Annotated in this window: 14 protein-coding genes and 2 pseudogenes; 2 read left to right on the top strand and 14 right to left on the bottom strand. The window is 35.4% G+C overall.

The window, feature by feature from the left end:
- Nucleotides 1–426: 426 nt before the first annotated feature.
- From IGJ41_RS09675 to IGJ41_RS09700, 6 genes are all read right to left on the bottom strand, one after another.
- Complete coding sequence (locus IGJ41_RS09675; RefSeq protein WP_016614512.1) at nt 427–2,145, bottom strand: proline--tRNA ligase; 1,719 nt, start codon at nt 2,143–2,145, stop codon at nt 427–429.
- A 71-nt stretch (nt 2,146–2,216) separates the two neighbouring features.
- A complete protein-coding gene (gene rseP / locus IGJ41_RS09680) occupies nt 2,217–3,485 on the bottom strand; it encodes an RIP metalloprotease RseP (protein ID WP_002362168.1) in 1,269 nt (422 codons plus the stop codon).
- A 613-nt stretch (nt 3,486–4,098) separates the two neighbouring features.
- Nucleotides 4,099–5,034 (bottom strand): DUF5655 domain-containing protein, encoded by a 936-nt coding sequence (locus IGJ41_RS09685; RefSeq protein ID WP_071981572.1) that lies wholly within the window; start codon nt 5,032–5,034, stop codon nt 4,099–4,101.
- Between the two features lie 31 nt (nt 5,035–5,065).
- Complete coding sequence (locus IGJ41_RS09690) at nt 5,066–8,173, bottom strand: type I restriction endonuclease subunit R (RefSeq protein ID WP_080488176.1); 3,108 nt, start codon at nt 8,171–8,173, stop codon at nt 5,066–5,068.
- A 14-nt stretch (nt 8,174–8,187) separates the two neighbouring features.
- Nucleotides 8,188–9,429: a restriction endonuclease subunit S gene (locus tag IGJ41_RS09695; RefSeq protein ID WP_071981524.1), complete on the bottom strand. Its 1,242-nt coding sequence runs from the start codon at nt 9,427–9,429 to the stop codon at nt 8,188–8,190.
- Complete coding sequence (locus IGJ41_RS09700; protein ID WP_071981525.1) at nt 9,430–12,177, bottom strand: type I restriction-modification system subunit M; 2,748 nt, start codon at nt 12,175–12,177, stop codon at nt 9,430–9,432.
- Nucleotides 12,178–13,111: 934 nt separating this feature from the next.
- Between IGJ41_RS09700 and radC the strand changes: the two are divergent.
- A pseudogene (gene radC, locus IGJ41_RS09705) lies at nt 13,112–13,533 on the top strand (RadC family protein).
- 254 nt (nt 13,534–13,787) lie between these two features.
- Nucleotides 13,788–15,052, top strand: a pseudogene (locus IGJ41_RS09710) (ISL3 family transposase).
- Between the two features lie 80 nt (nt 15,053–15,132).
- On the opposite strand, the gene sufB reads toward IGJ41_RS09710, so the two are convergent.
- The 8 genes from sufB to tsf all read right to left on the bottom strand — a co-directional run bounded on the left by sufB (nt 15,133) and on the right by tsf (nt 23,098).
- Nucleotides 15,133–16,527, bottom strand: a complete 1,395-nt coding sequence (sufB, locus tag IGJ41_RS09715) for a Fe-S cluster assembly protein SufB (RefSeq protein ID WP_002356769.1) — start codon at nt 16,525–16,527, stop codon at nt 15,133–15,135.
- 18 nt (nt 16,528–16,545) lie between these two features.
- Nucleotides 16,546–17,013: a Fe-S cluster assembly sulfur transfer protein SufU gene (gene sufU / locus IGJ41_RS09720; protein ID WP_002411117.1), complete on the bottom strand. Its 468-nt coding sequence runs from the start codon at nt 17,011–17,013 to the stop codon at nt 16,546–16,548.
- Complete coding sequence (locus IGJ41_RS09725; protein ID WP_002415728.1) at nt 17,000–18,235, bottom strand: cysteine desulfurase; 1,236 nt, start codon at nt 18,233–18,235, stop codon at nt 17,000–17,002. Before IGJ41_RS09725 ends, sufU begins: the two co-directional genes overlap by 14 nt.
- Nucleotides 18,232–19,518 carry a Fe-S cluster assembly protein SufD gene (gene sufD, locus IGJ41_RS09730; protein WP_010816021.1) on the bottom strand — a complete coding sequence of 429 codons (1,287 nt, stop codon included), beginning with the start codon at nt 19,516–19,518 and terminating at the stop codon, nt 18,232–18,234. Before sufD ends, IGJ41_RS09725 begins: the two co-directional genes overlap by 4 nt.
- Before the next feature lie 14 nt (nt 19,519–19,532).
- The gene (gene sufC, locus IGJ41_RS09735) at nt 19,533–20,303 is read right to left on the bottom strand and encodes a Fe-S cluster assembly ATPase SufC (RefSeq protein ID WP_002356763.1); all 771 of its coding nucleotides are present in this window, start codon (nt 20,301–20,303) and stop codon (nt 19,533–19,535) included.
- A gap of 369 nt (nt 20,304–20,672) precedes the next feature.
- Entirely contained in the window at nt 20,673–21,230 is a 558-nt protein-coding gene (gene frr, locus IGJ41_RS09740; RefSeq protein ID WP_002356762.1) for a ribosome recycling factor, read from the bottom strand.
- A gap of 3 nt (nt 21,231–21,233) precedes the next feature.
- Nucleotides 21,234–21,956, bottom strand: coding sequence for a UMP kinase (gene pyrH, locus IGJ41_RS09745; protein WP_002356761.1), 723 nt, complete (start codon nt 21,954–21,956; stop codon nt 21,234–21,236).
- 260 nt (nt 21,957–22,216) lie between these two features.
- Entirely contained in the window at nt 22,217–23,098 is an 882-nt protein-coding gene (gene tsf, locus IGJ41_RS09750; protein ID WP_002356760.1) for a translation elongation factor Ts, read from the bottom strand.
- Nucleotides 23,099–23,132 lie beyond the last annotated feature (34 nt).

Genomic DNA, 23,132 nt, shown 5'->3' on the forward strand with positions numbered 1-23,132 from the left:
TGCTACTGGGTTCCCTTTACTAGCCTAACTTCATTCAATCGTTTCTTTTCTGAAAGAGTATTTTCTTTAATTTTCTAACCTATTTTTTATTAGTTATAATCTCTTCCATTTAATCTAATGAATTAGCCACTATTTTATAATATCACCAACATATAATTAGTGTAAATATAATTTTAAATTCTATCTATATATGAAAAATTTGTTTAAAAACAAAAAAATATCATTTAATCATCTTAAACCACTTATTTATTTCCTTTATTATTAAAAACAATAAATGAAATAATTTTATATAGATTAATCTTTAAAATCGAATATTGTTTATAGCTTGAGACATTTAAGTTTTTTATTACATTAAAAAAGCTTAAAACAAAATCAGAGAAACTTTGATTTCGTTTTAAGCTTTATACTGTTATTAAGTTTGTTTATTTATTCCGCTTCTGATGTTGTGTTCATCAAAATAGAAAGTGTGCTTTCTAATTCTTCTTTGCGTACTTCCAACATTTCACCAGTACGTTTGATTTTGACTTCTACCACACCATCGACTGCTTTTTTACCGACTGTGATACGGATTGGGCAACCAATTAAATCAGCATCAGCAAATTTTACGCCTGCGCGCTCGTTGCGGTCATCAACTAATACTTCGTAGCCCGCTTCGGTCATCATTGCTTCAACTTCTTGTGATAGTTTTGTTTGATACTCATCTTTCACATTCATTTGGACCACGTGTAAATCAAATGGCGCAATTCCTGTTGGCCAATTAATACCGCGCTCGTCTGCATTTTGTTCAACGATTGCTGAAAGTAAACGACTAACACCGATACCATAGCAACCCATGATCACTGATTTTTCACGACCGTTTTCATCTAAAACTGTTGCGCCCATAGCATCACTGTAACGCGTTCCTAATTTGAAGATATGACCAATTTCGATTCCTTTGGTAAAGGCTAAGACACCATTGCCATCAGGAGAAGGATCGCCTTCTTGAACAAAGCGTAAATCTTCGTAACTAATTGGTTGGAAGTCACGATCTGGATTTACATTTGTCAAATGATAGCCATCTTCGTTAGCCCCAACAATGGCGTTGGCTAAATCTTGAACAGCTAAATCTGCATAAATTTTAACATCTTTGGCAACATTGACTGGACCAATTGAACCAAAGCCAGCTCCTAAGACACGGCGAGCATCTTCTTCTGTTGCTTCATCTAGGAAATCAGCGCCTAAGAAGTTTTTCAATTTGACATCATTGACATCATGATCGCCACGAACCAAGACCATTACTGGCTCTTCATCGGCAATAAATAGTACTGATTTAATAATACGTTGTGGCTCAACTTCAAAGAAGTTTGCCACTTCGGCAATTGTACCCACTTCTGGTGTTGCAATTTTTTCTAAATCTAATTGTGTTTCATGGGATTTTTTCGGCGTATAAAGACTTGTTGCCATTTCTAAATTGGCAGCATAATCACTTTCTGTTGAATAGCAAATAGTATCTTCCCCAATTTCAGAAATCGCCATAAATTCTTTAGAATCTTTACCACCCATGGCACCACCGTCCCCAATAATGGCACGGAATTCTAGTCCACAGCGTTCAAAAATGCGTGAGTAAGCTTTTTCGTAATCACGGTATGATTGATCTAAACTAGCTTCATCGGCATGGAAAGAATAGCCATCTTTCATGATAAATTCACGGCCTCTTAATAAGCCAGAACGCGGGCGTTTTTCATCACGATATTTTGTTTGAATTTGGTATAAATTCAAAGGTAATCGTTTGTAAGAATTGATTTCATCACGAATTAATTCTGTGAAGGTTTCTTCATGCGTTGGGCCTAAGATATAGTCACGGTCATTGCGATCTTTTAAGCGATACAAGTTAGGTCCATAAGTTTCATAACGGCCTGATTCTTTCCAAAGTTCTGCGGGTAATAACGCAGGCATTAACATTTCAACTGCATCAATTTTCTCAAATTCTTCTCGCATAATCGTTTTTAATTTTTCTAAAACACGATTGGCTAAAGGTAAATAAGAATAGATCCCTGCAGCGACTTGACGAATATAGCCTGCGCGCAACAGAATTTGATGACTTAAGACTTCTGCATCATTTGGTACTTCTCTTAACGTTGGAATTAACATTTTTGACTGTTTCATTAAAACTCTCCTCTATTTTAAAATCAACTATTTTTGATTTCTTTACACACTTTTTTACTTAAGCTTTCTCCTTAAAAGAAAAAGCGTTGAATATCGTTCCAAGTAACTAACACCATTAACACCATGACAAACCCAAAGCCAATTAACGTAATGATGCCTTCTTTTTCAGGACTAATTGGTTTTCCACGCACACCTTCAATAATGTTTAAAACAATTTTCCCGCCATCTAAAGCTGGGATCGGCAACAAATTAATAATCCCTAAGTTCATTGACAGCATGGCCATTAAGAATACAACTGTACTTACTCCAGCATTGGATGCTTCTTCCGATAATTTAAACATCATGACTGGCCCACCTAGTTTGTTTAAACTAAAGCCTGTGAATAGTGAGCCGAGTGCTTTAAAAATCTGTGTCGTACTATTTAAAGTATCCTGAATACCGCCCATCAATTTTGACGGTAAATCGGTTTTCATATAAGGATAAACGCCGACTTTACCAATCGTTTGTTTTTCCACTTTTTGTTTTTCTGGTGTCACTGTTAGTTGCTCTTCTTTGCCGTTACGCTCAACTACGAACGTTAACGGCTTTTCGGGGTTCTTCTGCACAATGGTTGTAAAATCTTCGTATTTTTTGATTTTTTGATTATTAATCGATAAGACTTTATCATTTTCTTTCAACCCAGCTTCTGCGGCTGGGCCATTAGGAATCACTTGTCCAATTTGATTCGTGTTTAAATCAGTAACGCCTCCTTGTAGAAAAACCGCTAACGTAAACAGAATAAACCCTAAGATAAAGTTATTCATGGGCCCCGCAAAGTTCGTTAAAATGCGTTGCGATAATTTCGCTGATTGAAATTGAACGTCAAGTGGCGCAATCCGCACCTCGGTTCCATCACTTTCAATAATCGTTGCATCATGGTCAACTTTATAAACGGTTTCTTCTTCCTCGTTTCCATTGACATAGCCCTTGATGAATAATTCTTTTTCAAGATCAAAATCAACGACTTCCATCGGAATACTATGAGGTAATTGTACTTTTTTACTTGTATTAATTTTAACCACATTACCCACGGCATTTAACTCAACAGATAGAGGCATACCTGGTGTGATTTCTGTCATGTCTTCGCCCATCCCAGCCATTCGCACATAGCCACCAATTGGCAATAAGCGAATCGTATAAGTGGTGCCATCTTTTCCACGATGCGCAAAAATCTTTGGTCCCATTCCGATTGCAAACTCACGAACTAAAATACCCGCTCGTTTTGCAAAATAAAAGTGGCCAAATTCATGTACGAGGACAAGAATACCGAAGACAATAATGAATGTGATAATTGTTTTCATAGATGTCCTTCTTCCTTCATTCACTGACGTTCAGTGCTTTTTATTATTACATGGGAAAGTCTCGTAAAACTTGCTCTGTTCCCTTCCCGATAAACCAGTGCAACTGTTTACTGAGAACAGTCGCCACTGTTAGTGAACAAATCTTTCCTTATGTAAGACAAGTTTTATTTTAGCATATTCACTCATAAATAACCATTGGACTTGACCAGTTCGTCTGGATATTTTGTGTTTTTTTAGAAAATCCGTTAATTTGAGAACGTTGCTTTAAAAATTCAATAAGAATGTGGTTTGTTTAGCTCGTTATAGAAAAAAATATAAGCTATAGTTGATTGGTTCTAATAGAAATAACTTTGAGTAGATAAGGGAATTTCTTATTTGTTTTTTGCAAGGCATAACGGTAGTTGTTAAAGAAAGAAACCAGCGTTAGACGCTGGTTTCTTGAAGTATGTTGTTGGTTTGAGTTTTCAGGCGACTGAACCTTTCAGCAAAGGGTTAGTGGTTTCTACAAGTTTCAACAGCTTCTAAATGCTGTTAGCTCAACATCCGTTGTTTTGGGCGGTACCATGAAATTCTGATGATTTTTCGGGATTGGCGCTAGTTTAGGTGTTAGTAATTAACTTAATTGCTGCTTGTGATATCGCCAAGATTCCTTAATTAAACTAGCAATATACTCAATATTTTGATTGTTTTTCATAATAATTTCATAATCACCATTTCCCCAATGACCTGTCTCACTTACATTTCGAGTTATATTTTCAGGATCATTTAGTTCTCCATATTTTAGGTTAATCCAAATTTTTAGAGCTCTTTTCTGAATTTGAATATCTACTATGTTACGTTTTAATTTAAAAGAATTATATAATTTGACAGGCTTGATTCGAATATTACTATCCCAGCTCAAAATAATTTCTTTTAATTCTTCATAAAGTTCTTGAACCTCTGTAGAACCTTTCTCAAGATGTTCGTCTTCTGTATAAACTATAATTTCTTTAGATAAACCTTTCTTGTTTGCTTCTCCCTGATTACTCTGCTTATTAACTTTAGCCTGCTTTAAATTAGTTTTGTTTAACGTTTCAACATCTATCAAGCCGTTTTCATATTTTTTAACTGTCACCAAATCAATAGGTAAATCGGGATTATTAACTGCTCCCTGTTGATAATTAGTGTAATCATTCGCTATAAAAATGACTCTCGTTTGTGACCATTCGATTTCACTAATACGCTTTAGTTGATCTGGATACTGCTCATTATAATTCAAAACGAATTCCCCTTTATGAGCTAATAATGAGTTTAGATAAGCATAGCCTTGATCAATTACACTGAATCGCTTCCCTTTTTTGTACTCAATGATTACAAAACTCTTGGTTTCTTCATCATAAGCTACCGTATCCAGCCGAAAATCATCTACAGAAAATTCAGTAGCCACAAATTTCAAATTGAACAACTTTTCTAAATTTGATTCTACTAAAAATTGTAATTCCTTTTCTTTAGCAAATGGTACTTCTTGAATTTTTACCATCTTATGTTTATTGATATGATAAAGAGCCAACATAACACCTCCTGTAAGGAATAAGTTCTTCCTATTTTTCAAGTATAAATTTTCTCAGACGTTTATCAATTTCTTGATTTATCTTAAACGCTGGTATTTTTTTACCATACTCTTTTTCAAAAAGAATTTTCGCTTTTTCAAAATCAACCATTTTTTTCAAGTTATCAAATTGACCATATTGATTCAAATTAGATTCACTTGTAACTACATTCTTTACTTTTTTCAATTTTTCTGCATCAAGACCTAGAGAATTTGCAATTTCATTCAATTCTTTCATTTCCTGATGGAATTGATACTCACTGATTAATTCTAAAAAGTTCGCATTTTCATTAATTGAAAGTTTTCCATTTTGAATATCTTGAATAACAATTTCAGCATAATCTTGTTGTTCACGAGTTAGAGATGAGAATTTCGAGTGTAATTCATTCAATGCCTCACTTATTACTTCCTCTGAAGAATCTTCTTGACTCAGTTTAACAAACTTAACAAAAAGCTTATTGAAAAAATTACTATCTACAATTGTTTTGTTCAATGGTATTGGGTGATAAGGCACATCTAAAGGAACCTTCCCCACACCTTCTCCACCACCATTACCACGTTCAATTTCATTATACCGAAGAACTAAGACTAAATAGTCTTCTTCAGAAAACTGTAGTTCAATAACTTCACCTTCAAACAGATATTCATTTTTTTCCCATACAAAGCCTTGTAATTTTGCCGCTGTTAATATACCGTCCAATTCGTTAAACAATTTAGCAAATTGATTAATTTCAACTACTTCAGAAGGCAGCTTTTCAAAATTAGTAATTTTATTTTTAAGAAATAGCAATTTTATCTCTTCATACTTTTGATTCATCAATTGAACATTCAATCCTAGCTTAGCTACGTAAAGTAACTCTGGTCGATTGCCTGAATATAAATCTATCGCTTCCTCAATATTTTTATTCATTGTATGAATTCTCTGATAATAGCGAATATTTCCAAAGGGTTTATCAAATCCATTCAAGCGATTCGTCCGAGAAAAAGTTTGAATTACATCAGCATATTCAAGTACTTTATCCAGATAGATTGTATTAATCCATTTAGAATCAAATCCAGTTAAAAGTTGACGTACAACTATTATGACATCAATCTGTTGACCCAACTCTATATGTTGATAAGGTTTTTTATGAGCTAATCTATTGGCAACATCTTTTTTATACTTTTTAAATGAGCCACTCTCTACTGAAAAAGATTGGTTATATTGTTTATTGTAATCCTCTAAAACTTCATGTAATCCCTTTATTTTAGAGAGTGAAGTAAAACTGTTCGAATCATCTGCATCAAAAACAGCTGCCCATTTTATGTTTGGATATTTTTTCTTAGCTTTTTTATAATATTTTATAGCTGTTTCAATTGAAGTAGTTGCCAATATTGCGTGATATTTATTGGCTTGTGACAATACAGGAAACTGTTTAGCAATATCTGTTAATACTGCATCATAATGTTCATCTTTATCTTTGTACTGAGAAGAATTAAGATAGTCTTCAATTCCTTTTTTATATTTACCATCTAGTTTTTCACCAGCCATTTTTACTTTAGCAGGATTCATATAATAATCAAAAACTTTCTTTTTTTGTTCATCACTACTAACTTCTATAAAATCAACTGCTTTTGCCTTATCAAGTGCCACCGCAAGTCGGATATCTTCATCAGAAAATGTCGGAACCTGATCAATCTGAAATCCTAATACATTTTTATCTCGAATGCCATCCGCTAATGAATAACGATGAAGTTCAGAACCAAAAATATCAGATGTTGTATTCCCATTTTTTTCATTTTCTTTCATTATTGGTGTGCCAGTAAACCCAAAAAACACTGCGCGTGAAAACCTTTTTTTGATATCAGTAAGCATATCTCCAAAAGTAGTTCTATGTGCCTCATCAACGATAAAAACAATTCTTTTGTCCGTTATTTTTTCCAAATCTGATAAATTCTTATCATCATTGCTAACAATACTCATTTTCTGTAAAGATGTAACAATTAACGTCGAACTCTGATCAGTATCAATCAGTTTCTTTCTTAATTCAAAAGTTGAATTCGTATCTTGTATATCATTTTCATCATCAGAAAATCCTTGGAAATTTTCAAAAGATTGTGTACTAAGTTCAACTCGATCCAATAGAAAAACAACCTTGTCAGCATTTCCCCAGTCTGCGATTAGTTGAGCCGACTTAAAACTAGTCAATGTCTTTCCCGAACCAGTAGTATGCCAAATAAATCCGCCTAATTTTTCTGGTGCTGACCAATCTGTCTTCTTCATTTGATTAAAAATTGTACTAGCCGCATAAAATTGATAGCTTCTCATTACTTTTAAAATACCATCACTATCATCAGCAACCGTATAATACCCTATTAATGTATGTGCCATTGGTATAGAAAGCAATCTTTCAGCTATATCTTTCCAATAATTTATAGGTTCATTATTAATATCAGCCCACTTGAAAAAATATTTTTCATCAAAAGCCTCTACACTACCAGGATTGGCAAAATAAACTGTTTCCTCTGGCGTCATTGCTATGAAAATCTGAACTAGACTGAATAATCCGGAAAAAGCACCTTCATAGTAGTATTTCTCTATCTGTCCTGTTGCTCTGTAAACTGTTTCACCTGAACGCTTCAATTCAATATTAATAACTGGTAAACCATTAATTAATAACCAAACATCTCCTCTTCTATCTTTAGAAACATCAATTTTCTTCTTATACTTTGGTTGACGAACCAGTTGATAATGACTTTTCCCTGCTGCTATCTCGCGTCTGTCATAGAGCTTCAAACTCACTACTTTTCCTTGATGCAATAAATCTTCAGAATCTTTATCTCTAATAATTTGAATAGATCCGCCATTTATCCATTTGTTTGCTTGATTTGGCGTCTTTATACCATTTAATTGTTCGATAATTTGATCAATTTCACCTTTAGATAAAGGGACTCTATTTAAACGATTTTCACTTTTATTGTTGTTAAAAAGAATGTCGGCCAAGTTTTGAATTAATTCCTGTTCAGTAGGGTTTTCAATAACTCCGCCATCCCATCCTTTATTCTTTAATAATTCTACTAAAGCATTTTCGAAATCAATCTCTCTTGTAAATTGCATCATTCTACCTCCTCTCCTTAAACAAACATATCATTTAATAAAGCTGTTTTTATTTGCTTCAATTTTTCATATTTTTCTTGATGAATAGCAATAGTTTCGTCTAAGTGCTTAAAAAAGTTCCCTATAGCGGTTTGCTCTTCAATAGAAGGTAACTTACCTTCAAAGTTCAAAAGATTTTTAGCACTGATTCCAAATACTTTCATTCCAGTTCCAATTCTGTACCCATATTCTCTAAAAGCAGGAGAATGAATTAAGTAATATAAAAATACAGAATCAATTTTTTTAGGTCTTAAAGCAATTGTATGCAACCCTGCTACTAATTTATAAGGTAACTCTGTTGTGATAACGGCAGGAGTAGCAATGCCTTGATAATCTTCTGAAGCATCCGCCACAACTACATCCCCTTTTTTCAACAACTCATATTGGCCCTCTTTTATGTTAGGTAACTTACTTTTACTATCTATCATGTCCGCAACTTTAGTATGGATATCACCATAATGAATATATCTAAAACCTGTATTATTTTTTGTTTCTACATCTCTGGATAGCGAATAAGATTTTACTTGTTCAACTAACTGACCTAATTGTTCTTCTTTCCAATTATCTGAATACTCACCGATTCTTAACTCAGGAGTATCTACTCCGTCTTTTGGAAACATTTGACTCATCAAAGATTTCTTTATTTGCTTTAGTTTATTCGACTTATGTTGATGAAGAGCAATAGTGTTGTCGAGTTGTTGGAAGAAGGAGCCGATTTTTTGTTGTTCTTTAATGCTAGGTAGTAAAATTGGCATCTTAGCCATCTGCTTACCTGACACTTCCACGAATGTTGAACCGGCGCCATTTGTCTCACCGTAGCATTTTAATTCGTGGGTACGAGAGAATATGAAATAAGAATCAAGTTCAGTTTCATGCGGAACAATAGATTGAAAACCTTGGTTCGTGCAACCTTCTTTAATTAAAATAGCAGTATTTCCGATACCAGCACGAGACGTGAATAATACTGTTCCAACTGGCAACATACGAGCAGAACTTTTTTGTAATCCAAGCTCTGTGATTTTTTTTCGACTGTCTCCCATATAAACTTGATCACCAATTTCAACAGGAGAATACCAGCTTATATCACCACCCCAGTAATCTAGAATACTTGTATTTGGTGTTCCTCCACCAACGATATCTGCTACTTCTCCTAACTTACGCTGTTCCCAAGCGTCAGTAAATTTTTGATATCTTAAAGATGGTTCTTTGCTTTTAGACATTTAATCAAGCACCCCTTTTAGTTCTTCCAATGCTTGAAGAGCATCTTTATTTCCTTTAAATCCATCCAATAAAGGCTTCATTTTATTATTAGCTGCCTTTAGATCTGTTTCAATAGAAATCAGTGTATCTATATACTTATTGTTTAAAGTATCAATTTCAGAAATAATATCACTTATTGCATTAGGAAGCAGTCCATTTATACTTTCTACTATTGGTTGGTTCCATTTAATATCTAACAAATTGAGAGACTCATCAACAGAAAGCGACTCAATTGTCTCTTTCGTTTGATTATGAAGGGTTTCTTCATCAGACTTAATTTGTTTAGTCAATTCAGCTTGTTCTTCCATTAATCTGGATACTTCAGCAAGTTTAGCTGCAAAAGTTCCTTCTGGAAAATCAAAACTGTTTAGCAAATGATTCAGATACTTATTAAGTTCTCCTTTAGTGTAGCCATTTTTACCAAGTGTCATCTGATCCCAATTAATCTCATCATGTTCTTGTACAAAATCTAATTTTTCATTTCGATTTAAAGTTAGATATTTTTCAAAAAGAATTTTTTCTGGTAATTCGATATCTGAGCGATATTCGACTAATTTTTTATTCACTTCAGTCTTCACAAATTTTGAATTATCATTATTTAAGACATCAAATTCCCCATCTTCTTCTGATAACATCTCTTTGATTTCAATTAAGCTATTCTCTATTTCAGATAGCCTTTGTTTTTTATTGTCAATTTCGATCAACTCTGATTTTAACAATTCTTTTTGGACTAGACCAAACGGCAGAATGCGACCTATCCAGCCATCTTGGACAATTACTTTTTTCCCTTTTTTTGTTTTTTCAACTTCATTTGGATCAACTTTTATAATTGATTCAATTCCCTCACTTTGGATGATTTCAAGGTCTTCTAAAATCTTGAGAAAAGAATTTGATAGTAGTTGATAAGCATAATATTTGTCTATTAATTCATAATTTTCTAAGCGCTGAAAAAGATCCACGGTTAATTTATCTACAATACCTGCTTCATTAATTGTCTCAACCTTGTCAATTAAATTACTCCTTAAGTAGTTAGGATAATCTTCAAAATCATGAGAAAATCTACTCTTGTATGACTCAACTTCTTTGTTGGAATTCATTAATGATTTAAGATCTTTCTCTCTAAGGGAAACATAATCAGTATTAACTTCTGTAAATAGTGTATTAAACAATGTGGGGAATGTTTCCCATACATCATTAAAAATCTCAAGTTCCTTTTTAGGTATTCCTCCATAAACAGATGCATATAAATCTACGAAATCCCCACCACCAAAAGAAGATACATATCTTGGTATGTTTAAATTGTAATCATTATTTTTAATTTCTTCATAATTTGCCACATAAGAATAACCTGCTTCTTCTTTACGAGAAATAACTGTATCTACAATTTTTTTTATATCACGTGCTCTTAACACATTTTGATTCTTTTGTTTTTCAAATCCGCTTGATGCATCAATAAATAAAACATCGTTGTTTTTTCGCGTTTTCTTTAGTACTAAAATAACGGTAGGAATTGACGTTCCAAAAAAGATATTTGCTGGCAACCCAATTATTGCATCAATATAGCCATTTTCTATTAATTGTTTTCGAATATTTCCTTCTTCATTCCCTCTAAACAAAACTCCATGTGGAAGAACAATTGTCATTATTCCATTCGTATCTAGATGGTAAAGGTTGTGTAATAAGAATGCATAATCTGCTTTTGACTTAGGAGCTAATCCATAGCCACTAAATCTGGGATCATTTTCCTTTCCCTCTATATCCCACTTTTGAGAATAGGGTGGATTGGCTACTACTGCATCAGCCCTTAAAGTAGTATAAGTTCCCTCAATAGCTCCATTCTCATTCTCGTCAAAGTAAGGCCAATCATCATCAAGTGTATCACCATTTCGAGCAACAATATTATCTGGAATAATACCACGCATAATTAAATTCATCCGTGTTAAATTGTAGGTATTTTCTTTCAACTCTTGCGCATAAAACTTGATAGAATCTTTATTTTTCATATATTTTGCCACTGACGAACCAATATTTATAAGTAAAGAACCCGAACCACTAGCTGGATCATAGATATCGATATGCATTTTATCCAAGCCTTGAACATGGTTAGCAATCAATTCTGCCATCACAACGGATACTTCATGTGGCGTATAAAACTCCCCAGCTTTTTTACCTGCATTAGATGCAAACTGACTAATTAAATATTCATAAACAAATCCTAGTACATCATAAGACTTATTATCAGTCGGAATATCTTTAATAATTCGGATTAATTCACGAATAGACTTCGTACGAGATTGTGCAGTGTCACCTAGTTTTGTAATTCCTTGATCTAAAGTTTTTAAAATACCTTTAAAAACTTTTTTATGGGTTTCCCCAATGTTTTTGTTAAAATCAGAAAGTCCTGTGACAACATTATCCACACTAAAATCATTTCCTAGTTCAATCCAGTGTTGAAATAGGTTTTCATAAGAAATAAAGTATCCAAGATTCTCCTTAATATAGTTCACTTGATCCTGATCTTCTTCTGTCAAATTTTGTATATCTTCATCAGTATAATGTTCATTCTTTAAAAATGTCGTTTCATTATCAGAAAGAAATTTATAAAAAATAAACCCAAGAATATAGTCTTTATACTCATTTGCTTCCATTTTACCACGTAAATTGTTTGCTGATTCCCATATTTTAGCAGCTAATTGTTTCTTATTCATGCTGTCCACCTATTCCTTATAGTTATTTTTCAGTTTAAAAAATGATGAATTTTCACCACTCTAATTTTCTATACAATCCTTTTTATTATAGCACATTGAGTAGTAATTTTTCGATTGCAATATTTTTGTGTTTCTCTTATTATGATAAGGAAAAATGAATGATGAGTGATTAAAATACTACTACTTTGAACAGATAATGATAATCATATTTTCTCGGGACGCATCATCGCTCACACTTAAGACAGGAAAGCTATTACTTTTTAGCTTCTTTATTCTTTATCTCGCTCATCAAGTCAACAAGATTACTTAAAATTACACAGAATTAATTCACTGTTACATTTCGAAGCTCTGTTCCTCCTCATAAACACTATCTTTTCAAATAAAATTACACTTATTACACTTTTTTATAATAAAATATATAAAATTGTGTCTATGAGTGTATATCGAAATAAAATAAGAACTCCCAAAATATGTAATTTTGTAATTCCAACATAAAACCCATTAAAAACACTACCATACCAACCTTTTAATAATTACAGTGAAAGTTAATATTTATTACAAAAATACACTCCTGTCCCTTATTCTAAGTTGCACGAGAATCAAGAAGAAGCTATCTACGCTACTCTGTTCTTACTTTCATCCTCAAACCTTTCTTTTATAAATCAATGCAAGCCATGCTTGCGAAAAAGAGTGATGAATAAATAGAATAGGAATGATTAAAAATGGCAGTAGCAACAGAAAACACTCTAAAAAAGCAGTTAATGACATCTTATATGTTTAACGATCGAATAAGAACGACAAATTCAATAATCTTAGCACTCAAGAATTAATTGAACTCTCATTCAATCTAAAACCTTCAAAAGCAGCTGAAATATTAGAAAGTATAGATACTCTAGCAGATTTGAGAAATGGACTTACCGAATTTCCACCAACTATGGAATTCCAATTCAAGGCAAGCTTTTTTATATCAAAACGTATTTTACAATTTGATATAAAAAAGGAGAAAGTAACTAGCTCGTATGGGCTTTCCCAACACTTAATTCAAGAAACACATAATTTAGAACAAGAACATTTTATTCTCCTAACATTAAACACTAAGAACCAAATTATTAGAAAAAAAACATTATTTATTGGAACTCTAAATCAAAGTATTGTGCATCCTCGAGACATTTTTCGAGAAGCAATAAGAGATAATTCCGCTCAAATTATTGTTGCTCATAATCATCCCTCTGGTGATCCCACCCCAGTGAATCTGATAGTGTATTTACATCAAGATTAACAAAAGCATGCGAGCTTATTGGAATACAAATGTTAGATCATTTGAAAGCCTTCGAGCTATTCACAAATCAAAAATAATGTTGTATTCTAGCCTTAGCTGGTTTAGCTAAGGTTTTTTTGACGTCAAAAATCCTCTATTTCAGCAAATATGAAAGTGATGATTACTTAGTTTTAGAAAAAATAAATAGACTACACAATTGTAATCTTTGAATTTTGGCTCTATGCCTTCTGATGTTGGTATTTTTACCAACATCTTTTTTGTTTCACAAGAAAAGACACCTCGAAATCCTGTAAAATTAAAGTCGTTGAACCCATTCTAAGGAGGAATCAAGATGTCCTATACTGAGCTTATCAAAGAAACCCTAAATATTCTAGACCTAAATGTTACTTTTGAAGAAAATTGTTTGCGAAAAGAAAAAATAAACGGACAAATTTGTAAAGTTTATACAGGGAAATTAACCTACTTGCCAAATTCCTGTGAACATTGTAAAAGTCATTCTACGATTATTCGCTGGGGAATGACAACCGTTCGGTTGTTACTGAATGAAGTCGTAGAGTTCAAAACGTATCTGGAATTGAGAAAACAACGATTTAAATGTAATGCGTGTCAACGGACCTTTGTTGCGGACACAAGTATTGCATAAAAACACTGCTTCATTAGCCAATCCGTTAAATGGGCCATTACTACACGGTTGAAAGAAAATACTTCCATGACAGGCATCGCTCGCCAAAAAAATGTGTCTATTACTTCTGTTTATTGTGTGCTGAAACGCTTTTACCAACCGATGAATCCCTTTAACACAACCTTACCAACCGTTCGTCAGGTTTCAGGCGCCATGAGTTTTATCATTTAAATGGTCAAACAAGAAAATTATTTGATATTGTTGAAAACCGACAACTGCCTTATAGAACGTTATTTTACTTGTTTTCCGCTGTCTGTGCGAGAAAACGTCCAATTTATTGTCATTTATATGTACACACCTTACGTTTCTCTAGTGAAAAAATGTTTTCCTAACGCAAAGATCATCATTGATCGCTTCCATATCGTTCAACACATCGGTCGGACCTTTCGAAATCATCGAATCACTTGGACAAATCGCCTATTAAAAAGTTCAAGTTTAGCTGAAAAACGACAAGGAAAACAGCACAAAAAATATTGGAAGTTATTACAAAAAAATCAAGAAGAGTTGGATAGTTTAAACCGCCGTTGGCGCCCTTCGTTTAAAACGTATTTAACTGAAACAGAGCTTGTGGACAGACTGCTTTCCTATAGCGTTGAATTAACGCAAGGCTACACGTTGTACCAAGACTTCTTGTATGCCGTTCATAAACGCGACCAAACGTATTTTGATGTCTTGCTTACGCAAAATATTTTATTTCTCACTTGCCAGCTACTTATCAAACCACTTTACGAACCTTTAAAAAGTACCAAAAACAAATTCATCATGCCTTGAATTATTCTTATTCCAATGGACAATTAGAGTGTCTAAATAATCATATCAAAGTGTTAAAGCGGAATGCCTATGGTTTTCGTAACTTTTATAATTTCAAGTTGCGGATTCTCGTCCAACAAGGACAAGCCCTACAGACCAAATAAAAAAATCCAGAGGATTTTCTCCTCTGGACTCGACATAATTCTACAATTTCTCTTTACCAACATTATTTGACAAAAAAGGTTTAACCCACACTACCTTCCATCTCATAACTAATCAATCGATTCAACTCAACCGCATATTCCATCGGTAATTCTTTCGTAAATGGTTCAACAAAGCCCATAACAATCATTTCTGTCGCTTCGGCTTCAGACAAGCCGCGACTCATTAGATAATATAATTGTTCTTCAGAAATTTTTGAAACTTTGGCTTCGTGTTCTAAGGACACTTGGCTGTTATGGATTTCGTTAAATGGAATTGTATCTGATTTTGATTTTTCGTCCATGATAATCGTGTCACATTCGATGTGGGAAATCGAGCCTGCGCTGTCTTTGCCAAAAGTCACTTGGCCACGGTAGTTAACTTCGCCGCCGTCTTTAGCAATTGATTTTGAAACAATTGAGCTAGAGGTATTCGGCGCATTGTGAATCATTTTGGCCCCAGTATCTTGGATTTGGTTAGCACCAGCAAAGGCAATCGATAACATCGTGCCACGGGCACCTTTGCCATCTAAGTAAACGCTTGGGTATTTCATGGTTGTTTTAGCTCCTAGGTTCCCATCAATCCATTCGACAGTGGCACCTTCGTAAGCTTTAGCACGTTTGGTTACTAAGTTGTAGACGTTATCTGACCAGTTTTGAATAGTGGTATAACGACAATAAGCATCTTTTCTAGTGAAAATTTCTACGATGGCCGCATGCAAGCTGTTACTTGAATACGTGGGTGCCGTACAGCCTTCGACATAGTGAACGCTGGCCCCTTCATCGACAATAATCAAGGTCCGTTCAAATTGGCCGGTATTTTCAGCGTTAATTCGGAAATATGTTTGTAATGGTACATCGACTCGAACGCCTTTTGGTACATAAATAAAGGTTCCACCTGACCAAACAGCTGAGTTTAAAGCGGCCAGTTTATTATCTGTTGGCGGCACAAGTTTTGAAAAATACTCTTTGAATAAATCAGGATATTCTTTTAAAGCAGAGTCAGTATCTGTAAAAATGATGCCTAATTTTTCAAATTCTTCTTTCATGTTGTGGTAAACAACTTCTGATTCATATTGAGCAGAAGCCCCAGCTAGATAAGCACGCTCAGCTTCAGGAATCCCAATTTTTTCAAAGGTTTCTTTGATTTTATCAGGTACATCATCCCAATCGCGTGCGGGTTTGTCACTCGGTTTTTGGTAATATTTAATTTTACTAAAGTCAATATCTGACAGGTCTGGACCCCATTCTTGCATGGGCATTTTATTGAATTGTTCTAACGATTTTAAACGGAAGTCAAGCATCCATTCTGGTTCGCCTTTCACGCGAGAAATTTCGCGAACGACGTCTTCTGTTAGGCCGTCTCCGGTACTAAAGACTGGTTCCACATCGTCGTGAAAGCCAAATTTATATTCTTCTAATTCAGGTACTGTACTCAATTCGTCGTCACCCTTTCTTTATTTTTCACAATGTAAATGACCGGCTTCGCCTTGGCCGTTATTAGCAACAGCCTGCTCTAAGGCTTTCCAAGCCAAGGTTGCACATTTGATCCGAGCTGGAAATTTAGCTACGCCGCTTAACATTGCTGCATCGCCTAATTTTTCATCTTCGGCCACTTCATTTCCTTGAACAAGTTGAGAAAAATCCTCTGCTAAGGCCGTTGCTTCGGCGATTGTTTTTCCTAATACCGCATCAGTCATCATACTAGCACTTGCTGTACTGATAGAACAGCCACTTCCTTGAAAGGCGATATCTTTAATCACACCGTTTTCAATGGCCACATCCAGTTCAATCACATCTCCACAAGTAGGATTATTCAGTTCAATTGTTTGGCTAGACGCATCTAGCGTTCCGTGGTGATGTGGGTGGCTAGAATGGTCCAAAATGACTTGGCGATATAAGTTATCTAATTTAGAAAGTGCCATGCTGGAAAAACTCCTTTGTCGCTTTAATCGCTTCAACTAAGCGATCTGCGTCTTCTTTGGTATTGTATAAATAAAAACTTGCCCGTGCAGTTGCTGGCACGCTCAGATAGTTTAATAGCGGTTGCGCGCAATGGTGACCCGCTCTGACAGCGACCCCTTCCATATCTAACGCCGTAGCCACATCATGTGGATGTAAACCGTCAATATTAAAAGCAATCACACCTGTGTGGTCTTTTGGATCCTGTGGACCATAAATCGTCAAGCCCTCGATAGCTTGCAACTTCGGCAAAACATAGTGAACAAGGGCTGCTTCATGTTGATGAATGGCCTCTAAACCAATTTCTGTTAAATAATCAATGGCGGCACCTAAGGCAATTGCCCCAGCAATATTAGGTGTGCCAGCTTCAAATTTCCATGGAAGCTCTTTCCAAGTACTTTCTTGAAGATGAACAAAGTCAATCATTTCGCCACCAAATTCCACAGGTTCCATTTGTTCCAATAAATGACGTTTGCCATAAAGGACACCAATTCCAGTTGGTCCACACATTTTGTGACCACTAAATGCATAAAAATCAGCATCGATGGCTTGAACGTCCACAGGCATATGAGGAACTGCTTGCGCGCCGTCTACCACCATCACAGCGCCATTTTGATGAGCTAATTGTGTTAATTCTTCGATTGGATTAATGACCCCTAACACATTTGAAACATGAGCAATCGAAACAATTTTCGTTTTTTCTGTAATTTGTTGACGTGCACTTGCCATGTCTAAAAAGCCGTCTTCAGTGACGTCTATATACTTCAAAATGGCTCCTGTACGTTGGGCTAATTGTTGCCAGGGAATAATGTTTGAATGATGTTCCATGTAAGATATGACGATTTCATCCCCGGCTGTAACTGCCAAGTCACCATAACTTTTGGCAATCCAATTCAAACTGGTTGTTGTTCCTCGTGTAAATAAAACTTCCGCTGTTTCTTTGGCATGGATAAATTGGCGAACCTTTTCGCGGGAGGCTTCATAGTCCTTCGTTGCTCGTTCGGCTAACGTGTGCACCCCACGATGAACATTGGCATTATCGGTTTCATAATAATGTCGTAAAATATCTAACACTGCCGTTGGTTTTTGGGTTGTTGCAGCATTGTCTAAATAAACTAGCGGTTCATCATTAACTTCTTGAAATAAAATAGGAAACGATTGACGAATGGTTGCTGCATCCATCATGCGTTTAACTTCCCTTCAATTACTTCTACAAATTCATTTTGTACTTCTTTAACTGGAATTGCTGTAATGACAGAACCTAGGAAGCCACGAATCACCAAACGTTCCGCTTCTTCTTTACGCAAGCCGCGGCTCATTAAATAATACATTTCTTCTGGATCTACTCGACCAACGCTGGCTGCGTGTCCGGCAGTCACTTCATTTTCATCAATTAAAAGAATTGGATTGGCATCACCACGAGCTTTATCAGACAGCATTAAAACACGACTTTCTTGCTGTGCGTCGGCTCCTTTTGCGCCTTTTAAAATGTGGCCAATTCCGTTAAACGTTAAAGTACCACGTTCACGAATGACTCCATGTTGTAAAATATGACCAATCGAATGTGGCGCTTTGTTTGTCACTCGTGTGTCGATGCCTTGTGTTTGTTTACCTGCACTAATTGCAACGACTTTAACTTCTGAATGAGCACCTTCGCCAACTAAATCAGAATCAAAATCAGCCACAACATCGCCATCATTCATGACGCCTAGAGCCCAATCAACAGAGGCATCCCGCATAATATAGCCACGACGATTCATATAAGTCGTTACAGTTTGCCCTAATTGATCCACAGCTGAGTATTTAACTTTTGCGCCATCTTTGGCAATTACTTCCACAACAATATTTCCAGAAGCTTTCTCTGCGTGATGACCGGTTGATTGAAAACGTTCTAAATAACTGAATTCACTATGATTATCTGCAACGATTAAAACATGTTTAAAGAAAGGTTGGTTGCTATCTGAATCCTGAATAAACAAAGATTCAATGGGCTCTTCAATCACTACGTTTTTAGGAACGTATAAGAAAACGCCACTATTCATGAAAGCCGCATGAGCAGCTGTCAGCTTATCTTCTTCTGGTAATACGGCTTTAGTCATATAGTATTCTTTAACTAATTCTGGGTACTCTTGTAAAGCAGTAAAAATGTCTGTAAAAATTACCCCTTGTTCCGCTAATGAGGCTGGCAATTGCTCAAAAGCATGAAAAGATCCTTGTTGAACAATTAAAGGATTGTCTTTCATTTGATCAAAACTTGCGACATTTCCTTCAGAAGGCACATAACTTTCCATGTGAACATTTAATAAAGGCCAACGATGAAATTTCACACGATCAATATGTGGTAACTCACTTTCGTCAGCGTTTCTTAAAGCCGTTGTTCGCAATTCAGTCATCCAAGCTGGTTCTTCATGTTCTAGTGAAAAAGCGGTGACTTCGTCAAGATAATCCATTAGATTTACTTTTTTCATTTATCTTGTCCTCCTTACGCTTCTTCTTTGTAATCAATACCTAATTCTTGGCTGATACCAGCATAGCCTTCTGTTTCTAAACGTTTTGCCAAATCAGCCCCACCGGTTTTCACAACGCGGCCTTCCATCATGATATGAACAACATCTGGCGTGATATAGTTCAATAAGCGTTGATAATGGGTAATAATTAACGCACCAAAGTTCTCGCCGCGCATTTCATTAACCCCTTTAGAAACAACTTTTAACGCATCGATATCTAAGCCTGAATCAATTTCATCTAAAATGGCAAACGTTGGCTCTAACATCAATAATTGTAAAATTTCATTTCGTTTTTTCTCGCCGCCAGAAAAACCTTCGTTTAAGTAACGCTCAGCCATTTCTTCAGGCATATTTAATAATTCCATTTTGCTATCTAATTTTTTTAAGAACTGCATGACTGACATTTTGTTGTCTTCGTCACGTTTTGCATTGATTGCTGCACGCATGAATTCAGCGTTGGTAATCCCTGGAATTTCACTTGGGTATTGCATTGCTAAGAATAAGCCTAAGCGAGCGCGTTCGTCTACTTCTAAATCTAAAACGTTGACGCCGTCAAACAGAATTTCTCCTTCTGTGACTTCGTAGTTAGGATTTCCCATAATTGCTGCTGATAAAGTAGATTTACCAGTTCCATTAGGTCCCATAATTGCATGGATTTCTCCAGTATTAATTGTTAAATCGACCCCTTTTAGAATCTTTTTATCTTCAATTGATACGTGTAAATTTTTGATTTCTAACACAGACATGTACAATTCCCTCCAACTTGTTTTAATCGTTTTTCCGTTCTCACTCATTTTAGCCTAATTGAGAATGAATCGCAAATTACAATTGCTAAAAATAACAACTCTTATCATCAAATTTTAGGATTCAATTTGTGAAGGAAAATTTTAAAAGGCTGATATTTCAAAGTTTCTCTATATTTTTAAGTGATCCTCCCTACACAAAGAAAAAAATTCTGGTAGAATAAAAAAATTTATTAAAGAAAGCGTTTTCTTAAATAATTACTTTAGAATGACTTTCGCAAAGAGAGCGTTGAGATACGCCTTCATCATCTATACAAAAAAATCCAGAGCATTTGCTTCTCTGGATTCAATAATTTTTATTAGTGATTGGTTTTATACTTCTAAAAGTTCTTGTTCTTTTTCAGCAGTAATCGCATCGATATTTTTGATGCTATCATCTGTTAATTTTTGAACATCTTTTTCAAATGAACGTAATTCATCTTCAGTGATGTCGCCATTTTTTTGAGCTTTTTTCAACTCATCCATTGCATCACGACGAACGTTACGGACAGCAACTTTTGAGTTCTCCGCTTCTTTTTTCACGTCTTTGGCTAATTCTTTCCGACGTTCTTCCGTTAATTGTGGAATCACTAAACGGATGACATTTCCATCATTGGTTGGGCTAATGCCGATATCACTCATTTGAATAGCTTTTTCAATGTCAGCGATAGAATTTTTGTCAAACGGTGTAATCATTAATACACGTGCTTCTGGGATATTGATACTTGCTAATTGGTTAACTGGTGTTGGTGCACCATAATATTCTACTTGAATACGGTCTAATAGACTTGCGTTCGCACGACCAGCACGAATTTGACCTAATTCACGGCGTAAGCTTTCTTCCGCTTTTGTCATTTTTTCTTTGGCTGTTGCTAAAACTTCTTTAGACATTCTTTATTTCCCCCTTACAGTTGTTCCGATATTTTCACCAAGGATGGCACGACGGATATTTCCTGCTTCATTTAGGTTAAAGACAACTAAAGGAATATCGTTATCCATACTTAATGAGCTTGCTGTTGAATCCATTACTTGCAGCCCTTTAGAAATAACATCTAAATGTGTTAGTTCTTCAAATTTTGTCGCTGTTTCATCCACACGTGGATCCGCAGAATAAACACCATCAACATTGTTCTTCGCCATTAAGATGACGTCCGCATCTACTTCTGCAGCTCGTAACGCAGCCGTTGTATCTGTAGAGAAGTAAGGATTTCCTGTTCCTCCGGCAAAAATAACAACGCGGCCTTTTTCTAAATGACGTTCTGCACGACGACGAATGTATGGTTCTGCAATTTGACGCATTTCAATTGATGTTTGAACACGTGTAGGCACACCAAGATTTTCTAATGTATCTTGCAATGCTAAGGCATTCATCACAGTAGCTAACATGCCCATATAATCAGCTTGTGCACGTTCCATGCCCATTTGAGCACCAATTTGTCCACGCCAAATGTTTCCGCCGCCAACCACGATGGCCATTTCGATACCTAATTCATGGACCTCTTTAATTTCTTGGACGATTTCTTTAATGACTGGTGGTTTAATGCCAAAACCGTCTTCTCCGGCTAGCGCTTCTCCACTTAACTTTAATACGACACGTTGATACTTAGGTTTAACCATCATAATTCCCTCCAAGATTCTCTAAAAATCATTCAATTCCTCATTTAGATGACTTTTCACCAAAATGATTTTTTAGACCAAGCAGTGCGATCCACTGGTTTTGCCTAAAAAAAGGGAGCGCATATCAAAGTTATGCGTTCCCAAATGGCTGAAAGACTGCCTTGAATCAAGCAGTAATCAATTTATGCAGCTTCCTTTGGGGATCGCTGTCTGTTTAGATACTTATGATTCACGGCTTTTCAACCGAGCGTTTGATGCTCTTAGTTTTTCATTTGGCTCATTACTTCATCCGCAAAGTTATCTTCACGTTTTTCGATACCTTCGCCAACTTCAAAACGTACGAATGATTTCACTTCGCCGCCTTTAGAAGCAACAAATTTTTCGACAGTCATATCTGGATCTTTAACAAATGGTTGGTCAACCAAAGCGATTTCTGCTTTGAATTTTTGTAGACGACCAACAACCATTTTTTCAACGATATTTGCTGGTTTACCTTCGTTTAATGCTTGTTCAGTTAACACAGCTTTTTCGTGTTCTAATTCTTCTTGAGGAATTTGAGATTCGTTGACATAGCGAGGGTTGATTGCCGCGATGTGCATAGCAACATCTTTCGCTACTTCTTCGTCAGTTGTGCCATCGATAACTGTTAATACAGCAATACGGCCACCCATGTGTAAGTAAGCGCCAAATGCAGCATTGTCAGCTTTTTCGACAACTTCAAAACGACGGAAGCTGATTTTTTCACCGATAACAGTTGTTGCTTCGATTAAATCAGATTCGATTGTGCCTTTTTCAGTTTTAATAGCCATTGCTTCTTCCATCGTAGCTGGTTTGTTTTCAGCAACTTTAGTCGCAATATCTTTAACTAAATCTTGGAACATTTCGTTTTTAGAAACGAAGTCAGTTTCTGAGTTTACTTCAACGATTGCTGCAACGTTACCTACAGTTGCTACGTTTGCTAAACCTTCAGCCGCAATGCGGTCATTTTTCTTCGCTGCTTTAGCCATACCATTTTCACGTAAAAAGTCTACGGCTTTTTCCATGTCGCCTTCTACTTTTACTAATGCTTTTTTAGCGTCCATCATTCCAACGCCAGTCATATCGCGTAATTCTTTTACCATTTTAGCTGTAACGTCTGCCATTATTTGTGTCCTCCTCGGATATTATCAATTCTTT

It is taken from the genome of Enterococcus sp. DIV1537a (genome assembly GCF_051712085.1).
GTDB lineage: Bacteria > Bacillota > Bacilli > Lactobacillales > Enterococcaceae > Enterococcus > Enterococcus faecalis.

Bases quoted from the DNA above. Each gene is read 5' to 3' on its own strand.
- IGJ41_RS09675 (WP_016614512.1), bottom strand. From the start codon at position 2,145: ATGAAACAGTCAAAAATGTTAATTCCAACGTTAAGAGAAGTACCAAAT.
- rseP (WP_002362168.1), bottom strand. From the start codon at position 3,485: ATGAAAACAATTATCACATTCATTATTGTCTTCGGTATTCTTGTCCTC.
- IGJ41_RS09690 (WP_080488176.1), bottom strand. From the start codon at position 8,173: ATGATGCAATTTACAAGAGAGATTGATTTCGAAAATGCTTTAGTAGAA.
- IGJ41_RS09695 (WP_071981524.1), bottom strand. From the start codon at position 9,429: ATGTCTAAAAGCAAAGAACCATCTTTAAGATATCAAAAATTTACTGAC.
- IGJ41_RS09700 (WP_071981525.1), bottom strand. From the start codon at position 12,177: ATGAATAAGAAACAATTAGCTGCTAAAATATGGGAATCAGCAAACAAT.
- sufU (WP_002411117.1), bottom strand. From the start codon at position 17,013: ATGGCACTTTCTAAATTAGATAACTTATATCGCCAAGTCATTTTGGAC.
- IGJ41_RS09725 (WP_002415728.1), bottom strand. From the start codon at position 18,235: ATGATGGATGCAGCAACCATTCGTCAATCGTTTCCTATTTTATTTCAA.
- sufD (WP_010816021.1), bottom strand. From the start codon at position 19,518: ATGAAAAAAGTAAATCTAATGGATTATCTTGACGAAGTCACCGCTTTT.
- sufC (WP_002356763.1), bottom strand. From the start codon at position 20,303: ATGTCTGTGTTAGAAATCAAAAATTTACACGTATCAATTGAAGATAAA.
- frr (WP_002356762.1), bottom strand. From the start codon at position 21,230: ATGTCTAAAGAAGTTTTAGCAACAGCCAAAGAAAAAATGACAAAAGCG.
- pyrH (WP_002356761.1), bottom strand. From the start codon at position 21,956: ATGGTTAAACCTAAGTATCAACGTGTCGTATTAAAGTTAAGTGGAGAA.
- tsf (WP_002356760.1), bottom strand. From the start codon at position 23,098: ATGGCAGACGTTACAGCTAAAATGGTAAAAGAATTACGCGATATGACT.